This window comes from Mycobacterium sp. G7A2, from assembly GCF_041902445.1.
Lineage (GTDB): Bacteria > Actinomycetota > Actinomycetes > Mycobacteriales > Mycobacteriaceae > Mycobacterium.
Genome location: NZ_CP169251.1, coordinates 1,980,973 through 2,002,057 on the forward strand (window position 1 = coordinate 1,980,973; position 21,085 = coordinate 2,002,057).

A 21,085-nucleotide genomic window follows, 5' to 3' on the forward strand; every position below is an offset into this window, starting at 1 on the left:
TCGCCCTCCTGAAACGGATACTCTCCTCAGTAGAGAATAGCATTCTCGCAAATGGGAGGGATGCTGCGGAAGGGGGAACGCCTCTGCGTACTCTCGGTGACGTGATCATCGACGAGCTCATCGCCGCCGCCGCGGGTGGCTCGGCGCGCGCGACCGGGCGTCTGCTCAGCCTCGTCGAGAGCCCGCGCCGCGACGAGGTGCTCGGAGCGCTCGGTGACGTGACCGCCGCCCGCGTGGTCGGCATCACCGGGCCACCCGGCGCGGGCAAGTCGACCACGGTCGGCGCGCTCGTCGGCGCCTACCGTGCACACGGCCAGCGGGTGGCCGTGCTCGCCGTGGACCCGTCGTCGCCCTACAGCGGCGGCGCCCTGCTGGGCGACCGCATCCGGATGGCCGCTCACATCAACGATCCCGACGTGCTGATCCGCTCGGTCGCGACGCGCGGGCATCTCGGTGGCCTGGCGGCAGCCGTCCCCGCCGCGGTCACGTTGCTGTCCGCTCTGAACTACGACCTGGTCGTCGTCGAAACCGTGGGCGTCGGTCAGTCCGAGATCGAGATCGCCGCGGTTGCCGACCCGACCGTGGTGGTCCTCAATCCCGGTGCCGGCGACGCCATCCAGGCGGCGAAGGCCGGTCTGCTCGAGGTCGCCGACATCGTGGTGGTGAACAAGGCCGACCGCGAAGGCGCCGACCAGACCGTCCGTGACCTGCGTGCCGAGACCGGGGTCCCGATCCTCAAGCTGATCGCTGCGCAGGGCGACGGAATCACCGAACTCGTCGAGGCCATCGACGCGCATCACCGGACAGACAGCTCCGAACGCAGGAATGCGCGCGCCCGTTCACAGATCCTGTCCCTGGCCCACACCATGCTGCGCCAGCACCCCGACCTCGATCGGCTCGCCGAGTCAGTCGCCAGCGGCTCCCTCGACCCCTACAGCGCTGCGGCCCAACTGGTCGCCGGCGGCCCCCACTGAACGAAGAGCCGCTCAGGGCGCGGACCTCCCGGTGGCTGCGGCGTAACCCGCGCGGTAGCCGAAGACCATGGCCGGACCGAGGGTTCCGCCCGCCCCGCCATAGGCCTTGCCGGTCGGCCCGGCCATCGCGTTGCCCGCGGCGAAGAGACCGGTGATGGCGGTTCCGTTGACGTGCAATACCCGGCCGTCACGGTCGGTGCGGGGGCCGCCCTTGGTGCCCATCGCGCCGATGTGCACCGGTACGGCGTAATACGGTGCCGTGTCGATCGGGCCGAGCGTCTTGCCGGCCGGGGTGGACGCCTTGTCGTCGCCCCAGTAACCGTCGTAAGCGCTGGCACCGCGACCGAATTCGGGATCCTGGTCCTGGGACACGTTGGTGTTCCACGCCGCCAGTGTCTCGGCGAGCCCGGTGGGGTCGATCCCGGTCTTCTCGCCGAGCTCGTCCAGGTCCGCGGACTGGCAGAACCACTCGGGCACAGGCCCGTCCGGATCGACGCCGAGGAATCCATAGTGCTTGAGGTGCAGTGAGTCGAACACTATCCACGCGGGGTCGTTGGCATAGCCGAGCTTGGGGTCCAGGAAGTGGAACGGTCCCGCCATCGAGTTGTACTCACCGGCCTCGTTGAGAAAGCGCTTGCCGGCCCGGTTGACGATGATGCTGCGGGGGCGGGTTCGTTCCAGCCGGACGCTGCGGCTGCGGGGGTGCCCGGCATAGGTGTCTCCGGGAATCTGGATGACCGGCACCCACCAGGCCTCACCCATGTTGGCCAGGTCCGCGCCGTGCGCCATCGCCATCCGCAGTCCGTCGCCGGTGTTGTTGGGCGGCGAGACCGCGCCGCGCATCGGGCCGCGCAGGTAGGCCTCGACCAGCCGCTCGTCCCACTCGAAACCGCCGGTGCCGAGCACCACGCCGCGGCGCGCCCGAACCCGGAAATCTCTGTCGCCCTGCTCGATACGGACGCCGATGATGCCGAGCGGATCGGCGACGAGCTCGACCGCTCGCGCCCCGGTCCGCGGCATCACCCCGGCGTCGAGCAGCGCCTTGAGGAGGCCCGCGATCAGCGAGGTACCCGCGACGCAGTAATCACCGGATTCGTCGTCGACGGCGGCGTGGATGCGTGCCCGGGTCTCGGCGTCGATTCCGACGTTGCTGAAGTCGGCGGGAAACGTGGTGATCCGGTCCCGCCACTCACCGAGTTCGGCCAGATCGAACGGCTTGGTGTTCAGCGACCGCCCGCCGCCGGGCTGACCGCCGGGCAGCTCGGGTTTGTAGTCGGGAAAGCCCTGAGCGACCTCGAATCGCAGATCGCTGTGCGCCTCGACGAAGTCGAGCATGTCCGCGCCGGTGTGCACGAACGTCTCGACCAGCTCGTCGTCCATGTACCCCAGCGACTGCGCCCGCAGATACGCCATCGCATCCTCGGGGGTCAATTCACCTGCGCTCGAACGCTTGTGGGCCGGAATCCACATGATCCCGCCGGATACGGCGGTGGTGCCGCCGACCGTGGCGGATTTCTCGTACACCTGAACCGAAGCACCGTGAACGGCCGCGGTCAGCGCTGCGGTCAGCCCGGCGCCCCCGCTACCCAGTACGACGACGTCGACGTCGTGGTCCCAGTCGGTCACCTCCATCTCCCTTCTGTGCTCTCGGTCGGCGTCCTCAGGACAGGGCCGCCGACAGTTCGTGTGCCGCCGCCATGACGGCGGGCCGTCCGCTCAACACGACGTCTTCGCGGTGTGAGATCAGGTTGATGCACGTGGGCGGGGCGGGAAGTCGACGATGCACCGGAACCGCGAGGCCGTAGGTGTTGGGCTCGATCTCGCCGTGGGTGATGACCCAGCCGCGCAGCCGGGTCTGAGGCACCAGCTCGCGTTCGTTCGGTCGCGGCGGCATGCTGGCCAGCAAGGCGATGCCGGCGGCGCCGCGCTCGAGGGGATAACGGCTGCCCTCGTGAAATGCCATCTGGTAGTTGACGTTCGTCGGTGCGATCACTGCGACCGCGACCTGCTGATCACCCTCGGCCACCAGCAGTGACACGGTGCTGCCGAGTTCGTCGGCCAGGTTGCGCAGGGTGGGCACGCACAGCTGCCGGACGTTGTTGTCGAACGACGCGCCGAGAACCGCCAGTGCTGCCGCCGGACGGTAGCGACCGTCTTCGCCTTTGGTCACGAACCGGAACTGGGCCAGCGTGCTGAGCAGGCGGTAGGCGATGGTTCGGTGCACCCCGATGTCGTCGGCGACCTGGGCGACGCTCATGCCGTTCGGGGAGCCGGCGACCAGCTGCAGTGCGTTGAGGCCGCGGGCCAGAGTCTGCGAGCCGGGCGCGCCGAGGCCCGCGGCGGTCGCCCGGGTTTCGGTGGACGGTCGATTCATGCGGGCCTTCCTTGACAGATCACTCTTGCGAGAGTGATGCTCTGACTATAGTGCACATGGTTGTGCGATAAATGAGCAGAACGCTTACAAAATATGAGAATACGATTCTCGCAGTCAAGGTCTCGGGAGAGGATTCGGTGACGGAATTCGAGAGCGTGTGGAGCGACCTGCAAGGTGTCGCGTTCTCACAGGGCTACCTCGACGCCGGGGGAGTGCGAACCCGTTATCTGCACGCCGGGGATCCTGCGGCACCGGTGCTGGTGTTCCTGCACGGTTCCGGTGGCCATGCGGAGGCCTATATCCGCAACCTGGAGGCGCACGCCGAACACTTCTCGACCTACTCGGTCGACATGCTCGGCCACGGTTACACCGACAAACCTGGGCATCCGCTCGAGATCGCCCACTACATGAATCATCTTGCGGCGGTGCTGGATACCCTCGGTGCCGACAAGGCCCACATCAGCGGCGAATCTCTCGGGGGCTGGGTGGCGTCGCGGTTCGCGGTCGACCACGCCGAACGGGTCGACCGACTGGTGCTCAACACTGCCGGCGGTTCGCAGGCCGACCCGGAGGTGATGAGGCGCATCATCACCCTGTCGATGGCCGCAGCGGAGAACCCCACCTGGGAGACCGTGCAGGCGCGCATCAAATGGCTGATGGCCGACAAGACCAAGGACTACGACGACATCGTTGCCAGTCGGCAGCGCGTCTATCGTCAGCCCGGGTTCGCCTCGGCGATGCGTGACATCATGGCGCTGCAGGATCCCGAGGTCAGAGCCCGAAATCTGCTCGGGGCGCGGGATTACGGTTCGATCGCCGCCCCGACCCTGGTGGTGTGGACCAGTGACGATCCGACCGCCGACGTCGCGGAGGGGCGCCGGATCGCCTCGATGATCCCGGGTGCGCGGTTCGAGGTGATGGCCGGGTGCGGGCACTGGCCCCAGTACGAAGACCCCAAGACCTTCGACCGGCTGCACCTGGACTTCCTGCTGGGGCGCGGATGACTGTGCCCGCGGAGCAGCGGACTCGGGACGCCGACGCCGATGTCGATGCCGCTGTCGATGTCGTCATCGTCGGCGCCGGTCCCGCGGGCCTCACGCTGGCCAACATCCTCGGCCTGCAAGGGGTCCACACCCTCGTCGTCGACGAGCGCGAAACGCTGATCGACTATCCGCGTGGAGTCGGGCTCGACGACGAATCGTTGCGCACCTTCCAGTCGATCGGACTGGTCGACCGTGTGTTGCCCCACACCGTGCCCAACCAGATCCTGCGATTCTTCGACGGCAATCGCCGACTGCTCGCCGAGATGGCGCCGCCTGACGCCCGCTTCGGCTGGCCCAAGCGCAACGGTTTCGTCCAGCCGATGGTCGATGCCGAGTTGTACGCCGGTCTCGACCGGTTCGACTGCGTCGAGGTTCGATTCGGACACCGCATGCACACCTGCGTCGAGACGACCGACGATGTCACCGTCGAGTTCGCCGACGGAGAGCGGGCCGTGCGCGCGCGTTACGTCGTGGGCTGCGACGGCGGGCGAAGTGCCACCCGGCGGCTGATGGGCGTGTCGTTCGACGGCACCACCTCGTCAACCCGATGGCTGGTGGTCGACTGCGCCAACGATCCACTCGGACATCCCAACAGCGAGGTCGGGGCCGATCCGCGGCGCCCTTACGTGTCGATCGCGATCGCCCATGGCATCCGCCGGTTCGAATTCATGATCCATCCCGACGAGACCGACCAGGAGGCCGACGACCCGGCTTTCGTGCGGCGGATGCTCGGGCAGCTGGTGCCCCATCCGGAGCGCGTCGAGATGATTCGGCACCGGGTCTACACCCATCACTCCCGCATCGCCTCGTCGTTCCGCAAGGGTCGGTTGTTGCTGGCCGGCGACGCGGCGCACCTGATGCCGGTGTGGCAGGGCCAGGGCTACAACAGCGGCATCCGCGATGCCGCAAACCTCGGCTGGAAGCTCGCCGCGGTGGTGACCGGCAAGGCCGGTGACGAGCTCCTCGACACCTACGACGTCGAGCGCCGCAAGCATGCCCGGGCGATGATCGATCTGTCGACGATGGTGGGGCGGGTCATCTCCCCGACGAACCGGCGGGTGGCGGCACTGCGCGACCGGGTCATCCACGCCGCGTCCGTCGTCCCGACCCTGAAGCGCTACGTCCTGGAGATGCGGTTCAAACCGATGCCGCGCTACCAGCAGGGCGCCGTCTGCCACCCCGAGGGCGGGTCACCCGACTCGCCCACGGGCACGCTGTTCATCCAGCCCCGCGTCGACACCCGCGACACCCAGAACGCGATGCTCGACGACGTCCTGGGAACCGGCTTCGCCGTGCTGTGCTGGAGCAACAACCTGCGCGCCGTGCTCGGCGAAGCGGCATTTCGGCACTGGAAGGCGTTGGGCGCCAAATTCGTCGAGGCGAGACCGATGACGCAGCTGCCGTGGACGGGCCATGACGACCCCGAGGTGGTCATCGTCGGTGACCGCACCGGTGCGCTGAAGTCCTGGTTCGACGTCCACCCCGATTCGGTGCTGTTCCTGCGGCCGGACCGCTGCATCGCCGGCGCCTGCATCGCACAACGTGCTCCTGAGATGTCCGAAGCCTTGACTCGTGTGCTGCATCTGACCCAGGGAGGAGGCTCCGGTACCGATGGCGCAACCACAGACGGAAAGTCACATCGCGCTGTGCTGCATGTCGCACAGTCCGCTTCTGAATCTTCCGGGACCGTCACGCGAACTCCTCGATGACATCGAGGAGGCCATCGACGGCGCTCGCGCGTTCGTCGCCGAGTTCGACCCCGACCTCGTGGTCACCTTCTCCCCGGACCACTACAACGGATTCTTCTACCGGGCGATGCCGCCGTTCTGCATCGGCACCTCCGCCGAAGGGGTCGGCGACTACGGCACCCACAAGGGTCCCCTCGATGTTCCCGCCGATCTCGCCACCGACTGTGCGCGAGCTGTTCTCGATGCCGACGTCGATGTCGCGATCTCCGCGGCGATGGATGTCGACCACGGCACCGTCCAGCCCCTGCAGAAGCTGTTCGGCGACGCGACGGCCAAGCCGGTGATCCCCATATTCATCAACTCGGTCGCCACGCCGCTCGGACCGCTGCGGCGGGTGCGGGCCCTCGGCGCCGCTGTCGGCCGGCACCTGGCCACCCTCGGCCGACGTGTGCTCGTCATCGGTTCGGGCGGGCTTTCGCACGATCCGCCGGTGCCGACCCTGGCTACCGCCCCGCCGGCGGCGCTGCAGCGCATCGTGCACGGCGTGCCGATGACCGACGAACAGCGTCAGGCCCGCCAGACCGCCGTCGTCGAGGCGGCTCGGGAGTTCGCTGCCGGAGCAGGAGCACTGGCGCCCCTCAATCCGTCCTGGGACCACGCCTTTCTCGACCTCCTCGACACCGAGCGTCTCGCCGAGATCGACGGCTGGGACAACGCCTGGATCGCTGAGCAGGCAGGAAATTCCGCGCACGAGGTGCGGACTTGGGTGGCCGCGTTCGCGGCGTTGGCGGCCCAGGGCAGCTACCGGACGGCTGACCACTTCTACCGAGCGGCGCCGGAGCTGATCGCCGGCTTCGCGATCAGAACGGCGGTGACGACACCATGACCCCGGACACGGATCGGCCCTTCGACCGCGTCACCGATGTGCTGGTGGTCGGTTCGGGAGGCGGCGGAATGACGGCAGCGCTCGCCGCCCACGCGGCGGGGCTCGACACGCTCGTCGTGGAGAAGGCATCCCGATTCGGTGGCTCCACGGCGTTGTCCGGCGGCGGGATCTGGGTACCCGGCGCGCCGTCGCAACGCCGGGAGGGTCACGTGTCCGATCCGGAACAGGTGTTCACCTACCTCAAGACCATCACCGAGGGCACCGTCAGCGACGCGCGGCTACGCATGTATGTCGAGGCTGCTCCGAAGATGATGGAGTTCCTCGAAAAGCTCAGCCCGTGGCTGGAATTCGTCTGGAAGCCCGGATACGCCGACTATTATCCCGAACTGCCCGGCGGTTCCGCCCTGGGCAGCACGATCAATGTGCCGGAAATCGATCTGCGCGCACTCGGTGACGAGGAGGAGCGCCTGCTTGCGCCGCTGGCGTTGGCGCCGAGGGGTATCTGGTTCGCGCCCAAGGATCTGCGGTTGTTCTACCAGGTTCGGCAATCCTGGCGGGGCAAAGTCGTTCTGCTGAAATTGATCTGGCGGATGTTTCGGGCGCGGTTTTTCGGTGAGCGGATGGCGGCGATCGGCCAGTCGCTGGCTGCCCGGCTGCGCCTGGCGATGAAGCAGGAGAACGTGCCGCTGTGGCTGGACGCGCCGATGACCGAGCTGATCACCGATGCCGATGGTGCCGTGGTCGGCGCTGTCGTCGAGAAGGGTGGCCGGCAGATCCGCCTGCGGGCCAGGCGTGGCGTGGTGTTGGCCAGCGGTGGCTTCGATCACGATATGGAGTGGCGGCTGCAGCACCTTCCCGAACTCAAGAGGATCGAGGAGATGCCCGGCGACGCAAAGGACTGGAGCTTCGGCAATCCGGCTGCCATGGGGGACGGGATCCGGGCCGGCGAGAAGGCCGGCGGCGCCACCGCGCTGCTCGACGAGGCGTGGTGGTTCCCGGCCATCTGCTGGCCGGACGGACGTCTGCAGTTCATGCTCAACGAACGGATGATGCCGGCACAGTTCGTGGTCAACGGTGACGGTGTGCGCTTCATCAACGAGGCGGCGCCCTACATGGATTTCGCCCACGCCATGATCGAAGGTCAGCGTTCGGGGGTGACCCACATCCCGTGCTGGCTGATCACCGACATCCGGTCATTTCACCGGTATGTGGTGGGCGGACACCTCCCCATCCCCAAGGTGCCGTTCGCGCCCGTGCCGACGGGACGCACAGTGCCTCAGGCATGGCTCGATTCCGGTGTGGTCAAGCAGGGTTGCAGCTGGGAGGAACTCGCGGCCGCGATCGGGGTGCCCGGCGACCGGTTGCGCGCGACCGCCGAGCGATTCAACGATCTTGCCTGCCGGGGCCACGACGACGACTTCAACCGCGGGGACAGCGCCTACGACAACTATTACGGCGACCCGACCCTGCCGAACCCGAATCTGCACCCGCTGGGGGATCCGCCCTACTACGCCTTCCAGATCATCCTCGGTGATCTCGGAACGTCGGGCGGTCTGCGCACCGACGAGCACGCGCGGGTGCTCCGCGCCGATGACAGTGTGGTCGCCGGCTTGTACGCCGTCGGTAACGCATCCGCGGCGGTGATGGGCCGCAGCTATGCGGGCGCGGGGGCGACCATCGGCCCGGCCATGACGTTCGGTTATGTCGCCGCCCGGCACATGGCCGACACGACCCCGGAGGCGGCCGGCCGGTCGACCTCTGCCGAACCCGGCTCAGCCATCGATTCACCCGGAACTTCAAGGAGGTAACCGACAATGAAGATTTCCCTGTTCTACGAATTCCCGTTGCCCCGACCGTGGTCGGAGGACGACGAACACCAGCTGTTCCAGCACGGCCTCACCGAGGTCGAGGCGGCCGACAAGGCGGGTTTCTCCACGGTGTGGCTCACCGAGCACCACTTCCTCGAGGAGTACTGCCATTCGACGGCGCCGGAGATGTTCCTGGCCGCGGCGAGCCAGCGCACCGACAACATCCGGCTGGGTTTCGGGGTCATGCATCTGCTGCCGAACATCAACCCGCCGGCGCGCATCGCCGAGCGTGTCGCCACCCTCGACCACCTGTCCAACGGCCGGGTGGAATACGGCACGGGTGAGGGTTCCTCGGTGGCCGAGCTCGGCGGCTTCAACGTCGACCCGGCCGACAAGCGGGCCCAGTGGGAGGAGGCGCTCGAGGTCTCGATCCGGTGCATGACCGAGGAACCGTTCAGTGGGTTCAAGGGTGAGCACGTCGAGATGCCGGCCCGCAACGTGGTTCCCAAGCCGCTGCAGAAGCCGCATCCGCCGGTGTGGGTGGCCTGTACCCGCCCGTCGTCGGTCGAGATGGCCGCCCAGAAGGCCATCGGCGCATTGAGCTTCGCCTACACCGGACCGGAGGCACTCAAGGAGCGCGTCGACGGGTACTACCGAGATTTCGAGGAGCAGGGCACACCGATCACCCCGGCGATCAACCCGAACATCCTGGCCATCGGTGGCGATCTGTCGATGATGGTCGCAAAATCGGACGAGGAGGCGCTCGAGCGGCTCGGTACCGGCGGCGGCTTCTTCTCGTTCGGCATCATGCACTACTACCTCACCGGCATGCACACCCCCGGCCGGACCAAGGTGTGGGAGCGCTATCAGGAAGCGGTCAAAGAGGATCCGACGCTGGCCTACGGCCCGGGCCGCGGCGCGATTGGCTCACCGGACACCGTGCGGGAGTTCCTGCGAGGTTACGAGGCCAGCGGCGTGGACGAGATCATCCTGCTGCTCAACCCCCGCAGCCATGAGGGCACCATGGAATCCATCGAGATCATGGGCAACCAGATCCTGCCCGAGTTCATCGAGCGCGACGAGAAGGCGGTAGCCGAGAAGGCGAAACGGCTGGAACCGGTGATCGAGAAGGTCGAGGCGCGCCGGCAGCCCTCGGAGGCGCCGTTGTTCGACGAGACCTACGCATTCGGCGGACTGCCGACCGGACGCAACAAGTTCACCGCCGGTGAGATCCCCGAGGCGATGGCCGAGATCAACGAGGGCCGCGTCAAGGCCGCGCAGCAGGAGAAGGCAGCGCGGGAAGCCGCGGGCTGACGGTGAGCGCGTTCGACGAGCTGGTGCGCTACGACGGCAAGCATGTCGTCGTCACCGGGTGTGCATCCGGGATCGGAGCGCAGGTCGCGCACCAGCTCGGCCGGCTCGGTGCCCGTGTCACGCAGTTGGACCTGCGGGCACCGACCGAGACGTCCGGCGGCCGGTACATTCCGATGGATCTGGCCGATCCCGGGTCGGTCGCCGCCGCCGTTGCCGCGATCGAGGGCGACGTCGATGCGCTGTTCAACGTCGCCGGCGTGTCCTCGGGCATCGGGGATCCGCTGCTGGTGGTCCGGATCAACTTCCTGGGTATGCGGCAGTTCACCGAGGCGCTGATCGACCGGATGCCGGTCGGCGCAGCGATCACGAACGTGTCCTCTTTGGCGGCCTCGGGTTACCGCGAGAACGCTGACGTCACCGCAGGACTGCTGCGGACCCGATCGGTCGACGAGGGGTTGCGTTGGTGCGCCGATAATCCCGGGGCCCTCGCCGACGGCGGGTACCGGCTGTCCAAGGAGGCGGTCATCCTCTACGGCATGAGCCGGGTGGCCCACTTCGGCGCCCGGGGCATCAGGATCAACTGCACGGCACCCGGGGTCACCGAGACCCCGATCCTCGACCAACTGCGATCGGCCTACGGGCAGCAGTTCCTCGACTCGTTCACGGCCCCACTCGGCCGCGTCTCGGATGCCGGCGAGCAGGCCGCCGCTCTGGTGTTTCTCGGCAGCGGGGCCGCGGGCTACATAACCGGTCAGGTGCTGTGGACCGACGGCGGAATCCTCGCCCAGCGGTTCGCCGAAGCGCTACGCGACGCCACGGAGACCGCGCAAGCGGCGCAAGGGAACTGACGGGATCCGACTATGGCCGACAGCATGAGCGAATTCCGCCGGATGGCCGACGACGTACGCAACTGGGGTCGCTGGGGTGACGCCGACGAGATCGGCACGCTGAACTTCATCACCGCCGACAAGGTGGCCGAGGCGGCCGCGACGGTCAAACAGGGCAAGGTGATCTCGCTCGGGGGTGACTTCAGCGCCGGGGGACCGCAGGGCGCATTCAAGTTCCGGCAGAACCCGCAGCACGTCATGACCGTCGACGGCGGAGACGCCTCGACGTTGGTCGAGTACGGGCCGCAATGGTTGCGCAACGCCGTGGCCTCGGACGTCAGCGCCTTCTTCGCCGACAACCCGTTCCGCTTCAACGACGACCTCATCGTGATGCCGTTGCAGGCGGCAACCCAGTGGGACGCGCTGTCACACGTGTACTACGAGGACAAGCTCTACAACGGATTCCCGGCCGATTCGGTGACCAGCTTCGGTGCCTTTCACTGCGGCATCGAGAAGGTGGACACCAAGGGCATCACCTCGCGGGGGGTGCTGCTGGATGTGGTGGCGCATCGTGGCGCCGAGGTGTTCTGCGAACCAGGGGCGCCCATCACCCCGGCCGAACTCGACGATGTGGTCGCCGCACAGAACATCGAGATCCGTTCCGGTGACGTCGTGATCGTGCACACCGGTTGGTGGACCCGGTTCCTGCAGACCGGCGACGGCGCCGAGGCCGGCTCCGGGCTGCACTGGACGTGTGCGGCCTGGCTGCACGGGCACGAGGTGGCAGCGGTCGCCGCGGACAACCTGATGGTCGAAGACCCTGACCCGGGCAACGGCGTCGACGGAACCTTCCTGCCGATGCACATGCTGTGCCTGCGGGACATGGGCCTGATGCTCGGCGAGTACTGGGACCTGGGGCCGCTGGCGGCCGACTGTGCCGCCGACGGCGTGTACGAATTCCAGCTCGTCGCAGCGCCGCTGAAAGTGGTCGGTGCGGTCGGAGCACCTGTCAGCCCGATTGCGATCAAGTGAGTGAGCACGTGACAACCACATCTCAACCGTTCATCGTCGGCCTCGGCGGAACACTGCGCGCCAACTCGTCGACCGAGCGCGCGCTGCGCCGCTGCCTGGCCGCGGTGGAGCGACAGGGCGGGCGGACCAGATTGTTCGCCGCCGAGGAGATCGACCTGCCGATGTACGCGCCGCACGAACTCGAGCGAACCCCGCGGGCACTGGAATTGGTCAAGGCCTTGCGGGACGCCGACGCGGTGGTGGTGGGTTCGCCGGGCTACCACGGGGCGGTGTCGGGTCTGGTCAAGAACGCCCTCGACTACATCGAGGATCTGCGTGAGGATCCACGGGTCTATCTCGACAACACCCCATGGGGCTGTATCAGCTGCGCGTACGGCTGGCAGGCCGCGGTCGGCACGTTGACCCAGCTGCGCAGCATCGGGCATGCGCTGCGGGCCTGGCCGACCCCGCTGGGCGTGGCCATCAACTCCGCCGACCCGGTCTGGGCACCCTCGGGTGAGCTTGCCGACACCGATCAGGGCAAGGTGGTCGCCAATCAGCTGGAGTTGCTGGCCACTCAGTTGCTGGCGTTCGCCCAGACCACACAGGTGTCGGCGTGATCGACCAGCACCGCGTGCTGGTTGACGGCCTGGTCACCGGCTACCTGGAAGCCGGACAGGGCGACTCCGTGGTGCTGCTGCACGGTGGGGAGTTCGGAGCCAACGCGCGCATCGGGTGGGAGCGCACCATCGAGGCACTGGCCGCGCGGTACCGGGTGCTCGCGCCGGACATGCTCGGGTTCGGCGAGTCGGCCAAGGTCGTCGACTTCACCGACGGGCGCGGCATGCGGATCAGACACCTCGCCCGCTTCTGCGAGGTGGTGGGGGTCGACTCGGCGCACTTCGTCGGCAACTCGATGGGCGCCATCAACATCCTCGTCGACGCCACCTCGGAAGCGCCTGTCCTGCCGGTGCGCAGCATCGTGGCCATCTGTGGCGGCGGTGAGATCCAGCGAAACGAGCATGTCAGCGCGCTCTACGACTACGACGCCACCCTCGGGGGGATGCGCAAGATCGTCACGGCCTTGTTCCACGACGCCTCCTACCCGGCCGACGAGAGCTATGTGCGACGGCGTTACGACTCGAGCATCGCGCCGGGAGCATGGGAATCGCTGGCAGCAGCACGGTTTCGCCGTCCCGGCCTGGAGCCGCCGAACACTCCGAGCAGTGCGCGCGCCTACGAGCGCATCACCGTGCCGGCCCTCGTAGTGGAGGGCGGCGCCGACAAGCTGCTCCCCAAAGGGTGGGCTGCCGAGATCGCCGGTCAGATCGAACACGGGTGCAGCGTGGTGATCGACCGTGCCGGGCACTGTCCGCAGATCGAGCAGCCCGACGTGGTCAACGCGCTGCTGTTGGATTTCTTCGAAGGGATCGGGAACGAATGACGGACGAACTGGCGGGCAAGGTCGCGATCGTCACCGGCGGCGCGTCCGGCATCGGCCGCGGTATCGCCGAGCGGTTCGCCGCGGAGGGTGCCAGCGTGGTCATCGCCGACGTCCGTGACGACCTGGGCGCCGAACTGGTGGACAAGCTGAACTCAGCCGGGCATCGGACGACGTACCGCCACACCGATGTCGGTGATCAGACGCAGGTCGGCGAGCTGGTGGCGTCGGCGGTCTCCGCATTCGGCGGGCTGCATGTGATGGTCAACAACGCCGGCATCTCCAGCCCGCTGCGCAAAGGGCTGTTCGCCGAGGACTTCGAGGAGTTCGACCGTGTCATGCGGGTCAATCTGCTCGGCGTGATGGCCGGCACCCGCGAGGCCGCCCGGCACATGGCCGACAACGGCGGGGGGTCGATCATCAATCTCGGCTCGATCGGCGGCATCCAGGCAGGCGGCGGTGTGTCGACCTATCGGGCGTCCAAGGCGGCCATCATCCACTTCAGCAAGTGCGCGGCCATCGAATTGGCGCACTACGAAGTGCGGGTGAACTGCCTGGCCCCGGGAAACATCCCCACCCCGATTCTGGCCACGTCGGCCACCGACGAGGACCGTGAACGCCTCGAGCGGTTCGAAGCTCGCATTCGTCAGCAGATGCGTGATGATCGGCCGCTGAAAAGGGAGGGGACCGCCGAGGACGTGGCCGAAGCGGCGCTGTACCTGGCGACGGCCCGGTCACGGTACGTCACGGGCACCGTGCTGCCCGTGGACGGCGGAACCGTCGCGGGCAAGGTCATCGTCCGGAAGTCCGACCGGGCGAGCGGCTGAGCGATGAACTTTTTAAAGCAGTCGATTGACTTAGCTGTTGTGACCCGGTTCACTGAAGGGGTGACGACGGCGAGAAGCGTGCGGGCAGACCGGGCGAGCACCACCCAGGAAGCGATCTTGAAGGCGGCCGAACGGCTGTACGCCGAGCACGGGGTTTTCGCCGTGTCCAACCGGCAGGTCAGCGAGGCCGCCGGGCAAGGCAACAACGCTGCGGTCGGCTATCACTTCGGCACCAAGGCGGATCTGGTGCGCGCCATCGAGCACAAGCATCGCGGTCCGATCGAGGAGCTGCGTCAGCGGCGCATCGCGGACATCGGCGGCTCGACCGACATGCGCGACTGGGTCGCCGCATTGGTCTGCCCGCTCACCGATCACCTTGCCGCGCTGGGGAACCCGACGTGGTATGCGCGGTTCGCTGCGCAGGTGATGACCGATCCGGCCTATCACAACATCATCGTCAAGGACGCCCTGTCGTCCGAGTCGCTGGTGCGGGTGCTCGACGGCATCAACGGATGCCTGCCGGAACTGCCCGCCGACGTGCGCATCGAACGCAACATCATGGGCCGGAACCTGTTGATGCACAGCTGTGCTGAACGCGAACGCCTGTTGGCGCAAGGTGCGGCGGTGGCCCGGCCGTCCTGGCAGGCCGCCGCCACCGGCCTGATCGACGCCATCATCGGTCTGTGGCATGCGCCGGTGACGGAGGTGCCCTGACGTGCGGGTCACCGTCGACCAGGACAAGTGCGTCTCCTCGGGGCAGTGCGTTCTGAACGCCGGCGAGGTCTTCGACCAACGTGACGACGATGGTGTCGTCGAACTCCTGATCGCCGAGCCCGGCCCCGAACACGCCGAGGAGACCCGAAAGGCCGCGGCCGCCTGTCCGGCCCTGGCCATCCACATCGAGGAGTGATGCATGACCGACGAGCGCTTGCGCGTGGGGGTACCGCCCCGCCGAAGGCCAGGGGGAGAGGCGAAATGACTGACGAGCGCTTGCGCGTGGGGGTACCGCCCCGCCGAAGGCCAGGGGGAGAGGCGAAATGACCGACACGCTTGCCGAAGGCAAGGTTTCCGCTGACGTCCCGGAGTATCCGATGGAGCGGGATGCGCAGTGTCCGTTCGCGCCGCCGCAACAGATGCTCGACATGAACGACCGCAAGCCGCTGTCGCGGGTGCGGATCTGGAACGGAACGACTCCGTGGCTGGTGACCGGACACGAGGTGGCCCGGGCGTTGTTCGCAGATTCCCGAGTCAGCGTCGACGACCGCCGCGAGGGCTTCCCGCACTGGAACGAGCACATGTTGGCGACCGTCGACAAGCGGCCCAGGTCGGTGTTCACCTCCGATGCCGAGGAGCACACCCGTTTCCGCCGGATGCTGTCCAAGCCGTTCACCTTCCGGCGCGTCGAGGGCCTGAGGTCGGTGATCCAGGAGGTCACCGACGAGTGCATCGACCAGATCCTCGCCGGTCCTCAGCCCGCCGACATGGTCGCCGAACTCGCCCTTCCGGTACCCACCCGCGTGATCAGCGACATGCTCGGGGTGCCCTACGAGGACCATGAGTTCTTCCAGGAACACGCCAACGCCGGTCTGGCTCGCTATGCGGCGGCCGATGCGATGCAAAAAGGCGCGATGAGTCTTCATCAGTATCTGATCAATTTGGTCGAGGAGAAGCAGGCCAACCCTGCCGAGGACGCCGTATCGGATCTGGCTGAGCGGGTCACCGCCGGCGAGATCAGCGTCAAGGAGGCTGCACAGCTCGGCACCGGATTGTTGATCGCCGGGCACGAGACCACCGCCAACATGATCGGTATCGGTATCCTCGCGCTGCTGGAGAACCCTGAACAGACTGCACTACTGCGGGATTCGAATGACCCCAAGTTCATCGCCAACGCCGTCGAAGAGCTGATGCGTTACCTGTCCATCATCCAGAACGGTCAGCGCCGAGTGGCGATCGAGGACATCGAGATCGGCGGCGAGACCATTCGGGCAGGTGAGGGCATCATCCTCGACCTGGCGCCGGCCAATTGGGACGCGCACGCCTTCCCGCACCCCGAGAAGCTGGACCTCACGCGCGATGCGGGCCAGCAGCTCGGGTTCGGCTACGGCAGGCACCAGTGCGTGGGCCAGCAGCTGGCGCGTGCCGAGCTGCAGATCGTATTCCACACCCTGCTCCGCCGTATGCCGACGATGAAGCTGGCGATCCCGTTCGACGAGGTGCCGTTCAAGCACGACCGGCTCGCCTACGGCGTCTACGAGCTCCCGGTGGCCTGGTAACCACCGCAAGACCAGCCCTACAGCCCGATTGGAGTACCAACGATGTCCACCCCTACAGCCACACCGTCACCCGCCGCGACACCTTCACCCGCTCAACCCCCGGCCTGGTATCCGCCGGAGGGGTTCGGCGCACCCAAGAACCGCCACGGCCACTCCGGCGGCGGAATCCCCGGGCTGCCCGCCGACACGACGATCTTCTCCGCGGACAACCACATCTCGGTCGCCGAAGACATCTTCTACGAACGCTTTCCCGAGGAGCTCAAGGGCGCAGCGCCGCGCATCTGGTACGAGGACGGCGCCTACATGGTCGGCATGAAGGGCAAGGCGTGGACCGGTGGTGACTTCGGTCGCGTCCTCATGCAGTACGACGACCTCGCCGGTGCGGCGTCCAACAACATCGAGGCACGCATCCGCGAACTCAAAGAGGACGGCATCGACAAGGAGCTGGCGTTTCCCAACGCCGTGCTCGCGTTGTTCCACTACCCGGACAAGTCTCTGCGCGAACGCGTCTTCCGCATCTACAACGAACACATCGCCGACCTGCAGGAGCGGTCCAGCGGGCACTTCTACGGGGTCGGGCTGATCAACTGGTGGGACCCCAAGGGCGCCCGCAGCACGCTCGAGGAACTGAAGGCGTTGGGGCTCAAGACGTTCCTGCTACCGCTGAATCCGGGTAAGGACGACGACGGCAACATCTACGACTACGGCAGCACCGCCATGGACGCGGTGTGGGACGAGATCGAAGCATCCGGTGTCCCGGTGAGCCACCACATCGGCGAGACCCCGCCCAAGACGCCGTGCCAGCACAACAGCGTCGTCGTCGGCATGATGGTCAACGTCGACTCGTTCCGCGAGCAGTTCGCCAAGTACGTGTTCTCCGGCATCCTCGATCGCCATCCCTCGCTCAGGATCGGGTGGTTCGAGGGCGGAATCGCGTGGGTGCCCACCGCGCTGCAGGACGCCGAGCACATGCTGGCGTCCTACCGGCACATGTTCAATCACCAGCTCGAGCACGACGTGCGCCACTATTGGGATCACCACATGAGCGCGTCGTTCATGGTGGACCCGCTCGGGTTGCAGTTGATCGACCACATCGGCGTGGACAACGTCATGTGGTCGTCGGACTACCCGCACAACGAAAGCACGTTCGGCTATTCCGAGAGGTCGCTGGCTTCCGTCGTCGAGACGGTCGGCCCTGAGGCGGCGGTGAAGATCGTCAGCACCAACGTGCAGAAGTTCCTGGGGCTGTGACAATGTCCGGGACTGCGTCCAGAACCGCGTCCACTGAACCTGGCGTCACCCAGATCGCCAAGACCGGGTACACCTGGCTGGACATCCCGCCCGAGCCCGATTTCGCCCGGATGCGCAGAGAAGTCGGTGCACGACTGCACGCGGCGATGGCCGAGCAGCGCATCGACGCTGTGGTCCTGCTCGGCAACGGCAACGTCACGTACGCCACCGGGATCAGCTGGCCGCTGGCAGACGCCGGGCTGTCGCATGTCGAGCGGCCGGTCGCCGTGGTTCTCGCCGGCGACGAGCATCCGCACCTGTTCCTGCCCTTTCGAGAAGGTGCGGCCATGGAGTCCGGCCTGCCCGACGACCACATGCACGGGCCGGTCTACCTCGAATTCGACGAAGGCGTCGCACAGTTCGCCACCATTCTGGCCGGCCTCATCCCGGTCGGTGCCACCGTCGCGACGGACGAGCTGACCGGGGCGATGCGGCGCGCCCGCAGTGCGCTGTTTCCCAGCGCTCCGGTGGACGCAGGCCCGGTGATCGGCGCGGCGAAACTGGTCAAGACCATCGACCAGATCGCCTGTATCCGGCGCGCCTGCCAGATCACCGAAGTGGCGGTCGGGGAGATCCAGAGGTCCCTGGCGCCCGGCGCCCGTCAGATCGACCTGTCCGCCGAATTCGTCCGGCGCACCTTCGAACTCGGCGCGACCACGAACATGTTCGATTCGATATGGCAGGTCATGCCCGCCTCGAAAGCCGAGGGAACCTGGACCACCACCGGTGATCTCGCCCTCCCGCTGCTGACCACCGAGCGGGAACTGGCGCAGGGCGACGTGCTGTGGACTGACGTGTCCATCGCCTACCACGGCTACTGCTCGGACCACGGGCGCACCTGGATCGTCGGCCAGGATCCGACTCCTGCCCAGCAGAGGCAGTTCGACAGGTGGGGACACATCGTCGACGAGGTGCTCGCGGTGACCAAGGCCGGTGCCACCTGCGGTGACCTGGGCCGAGCCGCGACCGCGGCGGCGGGCGGTGAGAAGCCGTGGCTGCCGCACTTCTATCTGGGTCACGGTATCGGGACCAGTGCTGCCGAAATGCCGATGATCGGCACGGACCTCGGTCAGAAATGGGACGACGAGTTCGCTTTCCCGGCCGGCATGTTGTTGGTGCTGGAACCGCTGGTGTGGGAGGACGGCACCGGGGGCTATCGCGGTGAGGAGATCGTGGTGGTCACCGAAGGCGGCTGGATGCCGCTGACCGCGTATCCGTACGAGCCGTATGAGGTGACCGATGGGAACTGAGATCGAGGCCGACGGCCGAGCGTTGCGCTTGAGCCGGCGCGAACGAGCGCTGGCCCAGATGGAGGCGCACGACCTCGACGCCCTGGTGCTCGGACGCCAGGCCAACGTCCGCTACATCTCCGGGGCCCCACAACTGTGGGTGGTGGGCACCCGCCCGTTCGGTCCGGTCTGCGAGTTCGTCCGGGAGACCGGAGAGATCCATCTCAACAGCACCTGGGACGAGGGCATACCTGCGGAGATCCCGCACGAGAACCTCTACGGCTTCGCGTGGAATCCGATGACGCTGGTCGGGATCCTGCAGAACATCAAGGGCGCCGAGACGTTCCGGCGCGTCGGCACCGACGCTCTGACCCCGATGTTCGCCCAGCTGCTACCGATGGCGTTCCCGAACGCGGAGCTGGTCGATGCCGAGCAGGCCTTGCAAGCAGCTCGTCGCATCAAGACACCCGAGGAAGTGGCGGCCCTGCGCAACGCTCTCGTGATCGCCGAGAAGGGCGTCGCCGCCGGTGTCGCCGCGCTGAGCGCCGGTGTCAGCGAAAAGGCCTTGGCGGGAACGATACTGGAGGCCGAGGCCGCCGGAGGGGTCAGTACCCCGGCAACGCAGGACGCCGCGTGGGTGACGTCGAAGCAGCATCCGTGGCGTCGCGCCGAGGGGGACGGCCGGGTACGCGACGGTGATCTGGTCGTGTTGTCGGCCGGAGTGCTGGCCGACGGTTATGTCGCCGAAGTGGCGCGCACGCTCGTGGTCGGCGAACCCACCGAGGCGAGCACAGCGCTCTACCGCCGCAGGGACGAGTTGTGGGACAGGCTGGTCGCGTCCTGTCGGCCCGGTGCGACCACGAGCACCTTGCTGGACGCCTATCAACAGGCAGGGGAGCAGCTGCCGGCGATGCCGGTCGCCCACGGCCTGGGTCTGGGATTCGACCCGCCGGTGGTATCGCCGGGGTTACGGGCGACCGCCGAGACCGACGTCCTCGAGGCGGGGATGGTGCTGGCGCTGACCGCCTATGTCTGGGAGCAGGGCGTCGGCGCGGTGCTCACCCGCGATGCGGTGCTGATCACCGACGACGGCGCCGAGATACTGTCGACGTTGCCGGCCTACGGCGAGGCCGTTCATGGCTGAGCGTCCGTCGCCCGAGGAGATCATCCTCTACGACAAAGACCCGAAGACCAAGATCGCGACGATCACGTTCAACCGTCCGGAGTTCCTCAACGCGCCGACCTCGATGGCCCGGCTGCGCTACGCCGACGTGCTGCGCGCAGCCAACGCCGACAACGACGTCAAGGTGGTCATCATCCGCGGCGTCGGCGACAACCTGGGCAGCGGCGCGGACCTACCGGAGTTCATGGAGGGCAACGACGATCCCGCCGTGCGGCTGGCCGAACTGCGGCTGGAGGACGACGGGGTCGGTGAGGTCACCTATCCTCCGAAAGGCACCTTCCGCAACGGTGCCACCATCAGCGCCTGGTACGCCAACTCGCAGGCCGGCAACCGTGCATTGCAGGACTTCAAGAAGATCAGCATCGTCGAGGCGAAGGGCTACTGCTACGGCTGGCATTTCTACCAGTGTGCCGATGCCGACCTGGTGATCTCCTCCGACGACGCTCTGTTCGGTCACCCGTCGTTTCGCTACCACGGGTGGGGTCCCCGGATGTGGACCTGGGTGCAGATGATGGGCCTGCGCAAGTTCCAGGAGATGGTCTTCACCGGTCGGCCGTTCACCGCCGCCGAGATGTACGACTGCAACTTCCTCAACAAGGTGGTCGCGCGCGACCAGTTGGAGGCAGAGACGCAGAAGTACGCGCTCGCCTGCGCGCGGAACCGCCCCGTGGACACGGTGTTCCAGCAGAAGATGTTCTTCGAGATCTTCAAGCAACAGCAGGGCGAGTACCTGGGTAGCCTGCTCAGCGCGTTCTTCGAGTCGATGGGTAACAGGGTGGCCAACGACAGCGACGACGACCTGGACATGTTCGAGTCGATCGACTCCGGCCTCTCTGCGGCAGTCAACGACAACGACAGCAAGTTCCCGCCCGAATTCCGGTTGAGCAAGCGCAACCGGGCCAAGGAGGACTAGACCT

20 protein-coding genes are annotated in these 21,085 nt (G+C 67.1%); 18 read left to right on the top strand and 2 right to left on the bottom strand.

Annotated elements, in window-relative coordinates:
• The first annotated feature begins 101 nt into the window (after positions 1-101).
• Entirely contained in the window at positions 102-974 is an 873-nt protein-coding gene (gene meaB, locus ACEWX3_RS09675) for a methylmalonyl Co-A mutase-associated GTPase MeaB (protein WP_374159294.1), read from the top strand.
• A gap of 12 nt (positions 975-986) precedes the next feature.
• Here meaB and ACEWX3_RS09680 read toward each other — a convergent pair whose 3' ends face one another.
• Positions 987-2,600: an FAD-dependent oxidoreductase gene (locus ACEWX3_RS09680; RefSeq protein ID WP_374159295.1), complete on the bottom strand. Its 1,614-nt coding sequence runs from the start codon at positions 2,598-2,600 to the stop codon at positions 987-989.
• Between the two features lie 34 nt (positions 2,601-2,634).
• The gene (locus ACEWX3_RS09685; RefSeq protein WP_207068422.1) at positions 2,635-3,348 is read right to left on the bottom strand and encodes an IclR family transcriptional regulator; all 714 of its coding nucleotides are present in this window, start codon (positions 3,346-3,348) and stop codon (positions 2,635-2,637) included.
• 137 nt (positions 3,349-3,485) lie between these two features.
• Here ACEWX3_RS09685 and ACEWX3_RS09690 point away from each other — a divergent pair, with 137 nt between their 5' ends.
• The 17 genes from ACEWX3_RS09690 (at position 3,486) to ACEWX3_RS09770 (ending at position 21,081) form a co-directional block, all read left to right on the top strand.
• A complete protein-coding gene (locus ACEWX3_RS09690; RefSeq protein WP_207068423.1) occupies positions 3,486-4,352 on the top strand; it encodes an alpha/beta fold hydrolase in 867 nt (288 codons plus the stop codon).
• Positions 4,349-6,100: a bifunctional 3-(3-hydroxy-phenyl)propionate/3-hydroxycinnamic acid hydroxylase gene (locus ACEWX3_RS09695; protein WP_374159296.1), complete on the top strand. Its 1,752-nt coding sequence runs from the start codon at positions 4,349-4,351 to the stop codon at positions 6,098-6,100. Before ACEWX3_RS09690 ends, ACEWX3_RS09695 begins: the two co-directional genes overlap by 4 nt.
• On the top strand, positions 6,045-6,965 hold the full coding sequence (locus tag ACEWX3_RS09700; protein WP_374159297.1) for a 3-carboxyethylcatechol 2,3-dioxygenase: 921 nt from the start codon (positions 6,045-6,047) through the stop codon (positions 6,963-6,965). Before ACEWX3_RS09695 ends, ACEWX3_RS09700 begins: the two co-directional genes overlap by 56 nt.
• Entirely contained in the window at positions 6,962-8,773 is a 1,812-nt protein-coding gene (locus ACEWX3_RS09705) for an FAD-binding protein (RefSeq protein WP_374159298.1), read from the top strand. The genes ACEWX3_RS09700 and ACEWX3_RS09705 overlap by 4 nt, the downstream gene beginning before the upstream one ends.
• 6 nt (positions 8,774-8,779) lie before the next feature.
• Positions 8,780-10,087 (top strand): LLM class flavin-dependent oxidoreductase, encoded by a 1,308-nt coding sequence (locus ACEWX3_RS09710; protein WP_374159299.1) that lies wholly within the window; start codon positions 8,780-8,782, stop codon positions 10,085-10,087.
• A gap of 2 nt (positions 10,088-10,089) precedes the next feature.
• Positions 10,090-10,935 (top strand): coniferyl-alcohol dehydrogenase, encoded by an 846-nt coding sequence (locus ACEWX3_RS09715; protein ID WP_374159300.1) that lies wholly within the window; start codon positions 10,090-10,092, stop codon positions 10,933-10,935.
• Between the two features lie 24 nt (positions 10,936-10,959).
• Complete coding sequence (locus ACEWX3_RS09720; protein WP_374159301.1) at positions 10,960-11,946, top strand: cyclase family protein; 987 nt, start codon at positions 10,960-10,962, stop codon at positions 11,944-11,946.
• Between the two features lie 8 nt (positions 11,947-11,954).
• Complete coding sequence (locus tag ACEWX3_RS09725) at positions 11,955-12,545, top strand: NADPH-dependent FMN reductase (RefSeq protein ID WP_374159302.1); 591 nt, start codon at positions 11,955-11,957, stop codon at positions 12,543-12,545.
• Positions 12,542-13,369 (top strand): alpha/beta fold hydrolase, encoded by an 828-nt coding sequence (locus tag ACEWX3_RS09730; RefSeq protein ID WP_374159303.1) that lies wholly within the window; start codon positions 12,542-12,544, stop codon positions 13,367-13,369. Before ACEWX3_RS09725 ends, ACEWX3_RS09730 begins: the two co-directional genes overlap by 4 nt.
• Positions 13,366-14,193, top strand: a complete 828-nt coding sequence (locus tag ACEWX3_RS09735) for an SDR family NAD(P)-dependent oxidoreductase (protein ID WP_374159304.1) — start codon at positions 13,366-13,368, stop codon at positions 14,191-14,193. Before ACEWX3_RS09730 ends, ACEWX3_RS09735 begins: the two co-directional genes overlap by 4 nt.
• Before the next feature lie 3 nt (positions 14,194-14,196).
• Positions 14,197-14,907 carry a TetR/AcrR family transcriptional regulator gene (locus ACEWX3_RS09740; RefSeq protein ID WP_374159305.1) on the top strand — a complete coding sequence of 237 codons (711 nt, stop codon included), beginning with the start codon at positions 14,197-14,199 and terminating at the stop codon, positions 14,905-14,907.
• Position 14,908: 1 nt separating this feature from the next.
• A complete protein-coding gene (locus ACEWX3_RS09745) occupies positions 14,909-15,103 on the top strand; it encodes a ferredoxin (protein WP_207068434.1) in 195 nt (64 codons plus the stop codon).
• A 127-nt stretch (positions 15,104-15,230) separates the two neighbouring features.
• Positions 15,231-16,466, top strand: coding sequence for a cytochrome P450 (locus tag ACEWX3_RS09750; RefSeq protein WP_374159306.1), 1,236 nt, complete (start codon positions 15,231-15,233; stop codon positions 16,464-16,466).
• A 42-nt stretch (positions 16,467-16,508) separates the two neighbouring features.
• The gene (locus ACEWX3_RS09755; protein ID WP_374159307.1) at positions 16,509-17,717 is read left to right on the top strand and encodes an amidohydrolase family protein; all 1,209 of its coding nucleotides are present in this window, start codon (positions 16,509-16,511) and stop codon (positions 17,715-17,717) included.
• 2 nt (positions 17,718-17,719) lie between these two features.
• Positions 17,720-19,006, top strand: a complete 1,287-nt coding sequence (locus ACEWX3_RS09760; protein WP_374159308.1) for a M24 family metallopeptidase — start codon at positions 17,720-17,722, stop codon at positions 19,004-19,006.
• On the top strand, positions 18,996-20,129 hold the full coding sequence (locus ACEWX3_RS09765) for a M24 family metallopeptidase (RefSeq protein ID WP_374159309.1): 1,134 nt from the start codon (positions 18,996-18,998) through the stop codon (positions 20,127-20,129). Before ACEWX3_RS09760 ends, ACEWX3_RS09765 begins: the two co-directional genes overlap by 11 nt.
• Positions 20,122-21,081, top strand: coding sequence for an enoyl-CoA hydratase/isomerase family protein (locus ACEWX3_RS09770; RefSeq protein WP_374159310.1), 960 nt, complete (start codon positions 20,122-20,124; stop codon positions 21,079-21,081). The genes ACEWX3_RS09765 and ACEWX3_RS09770 overlap by 8 nt, the downstream gene beginning before the upstream one ends.
• The last annotated feature ends 4 nt before the right edge of the window (positions 21,082-21,085 follow it).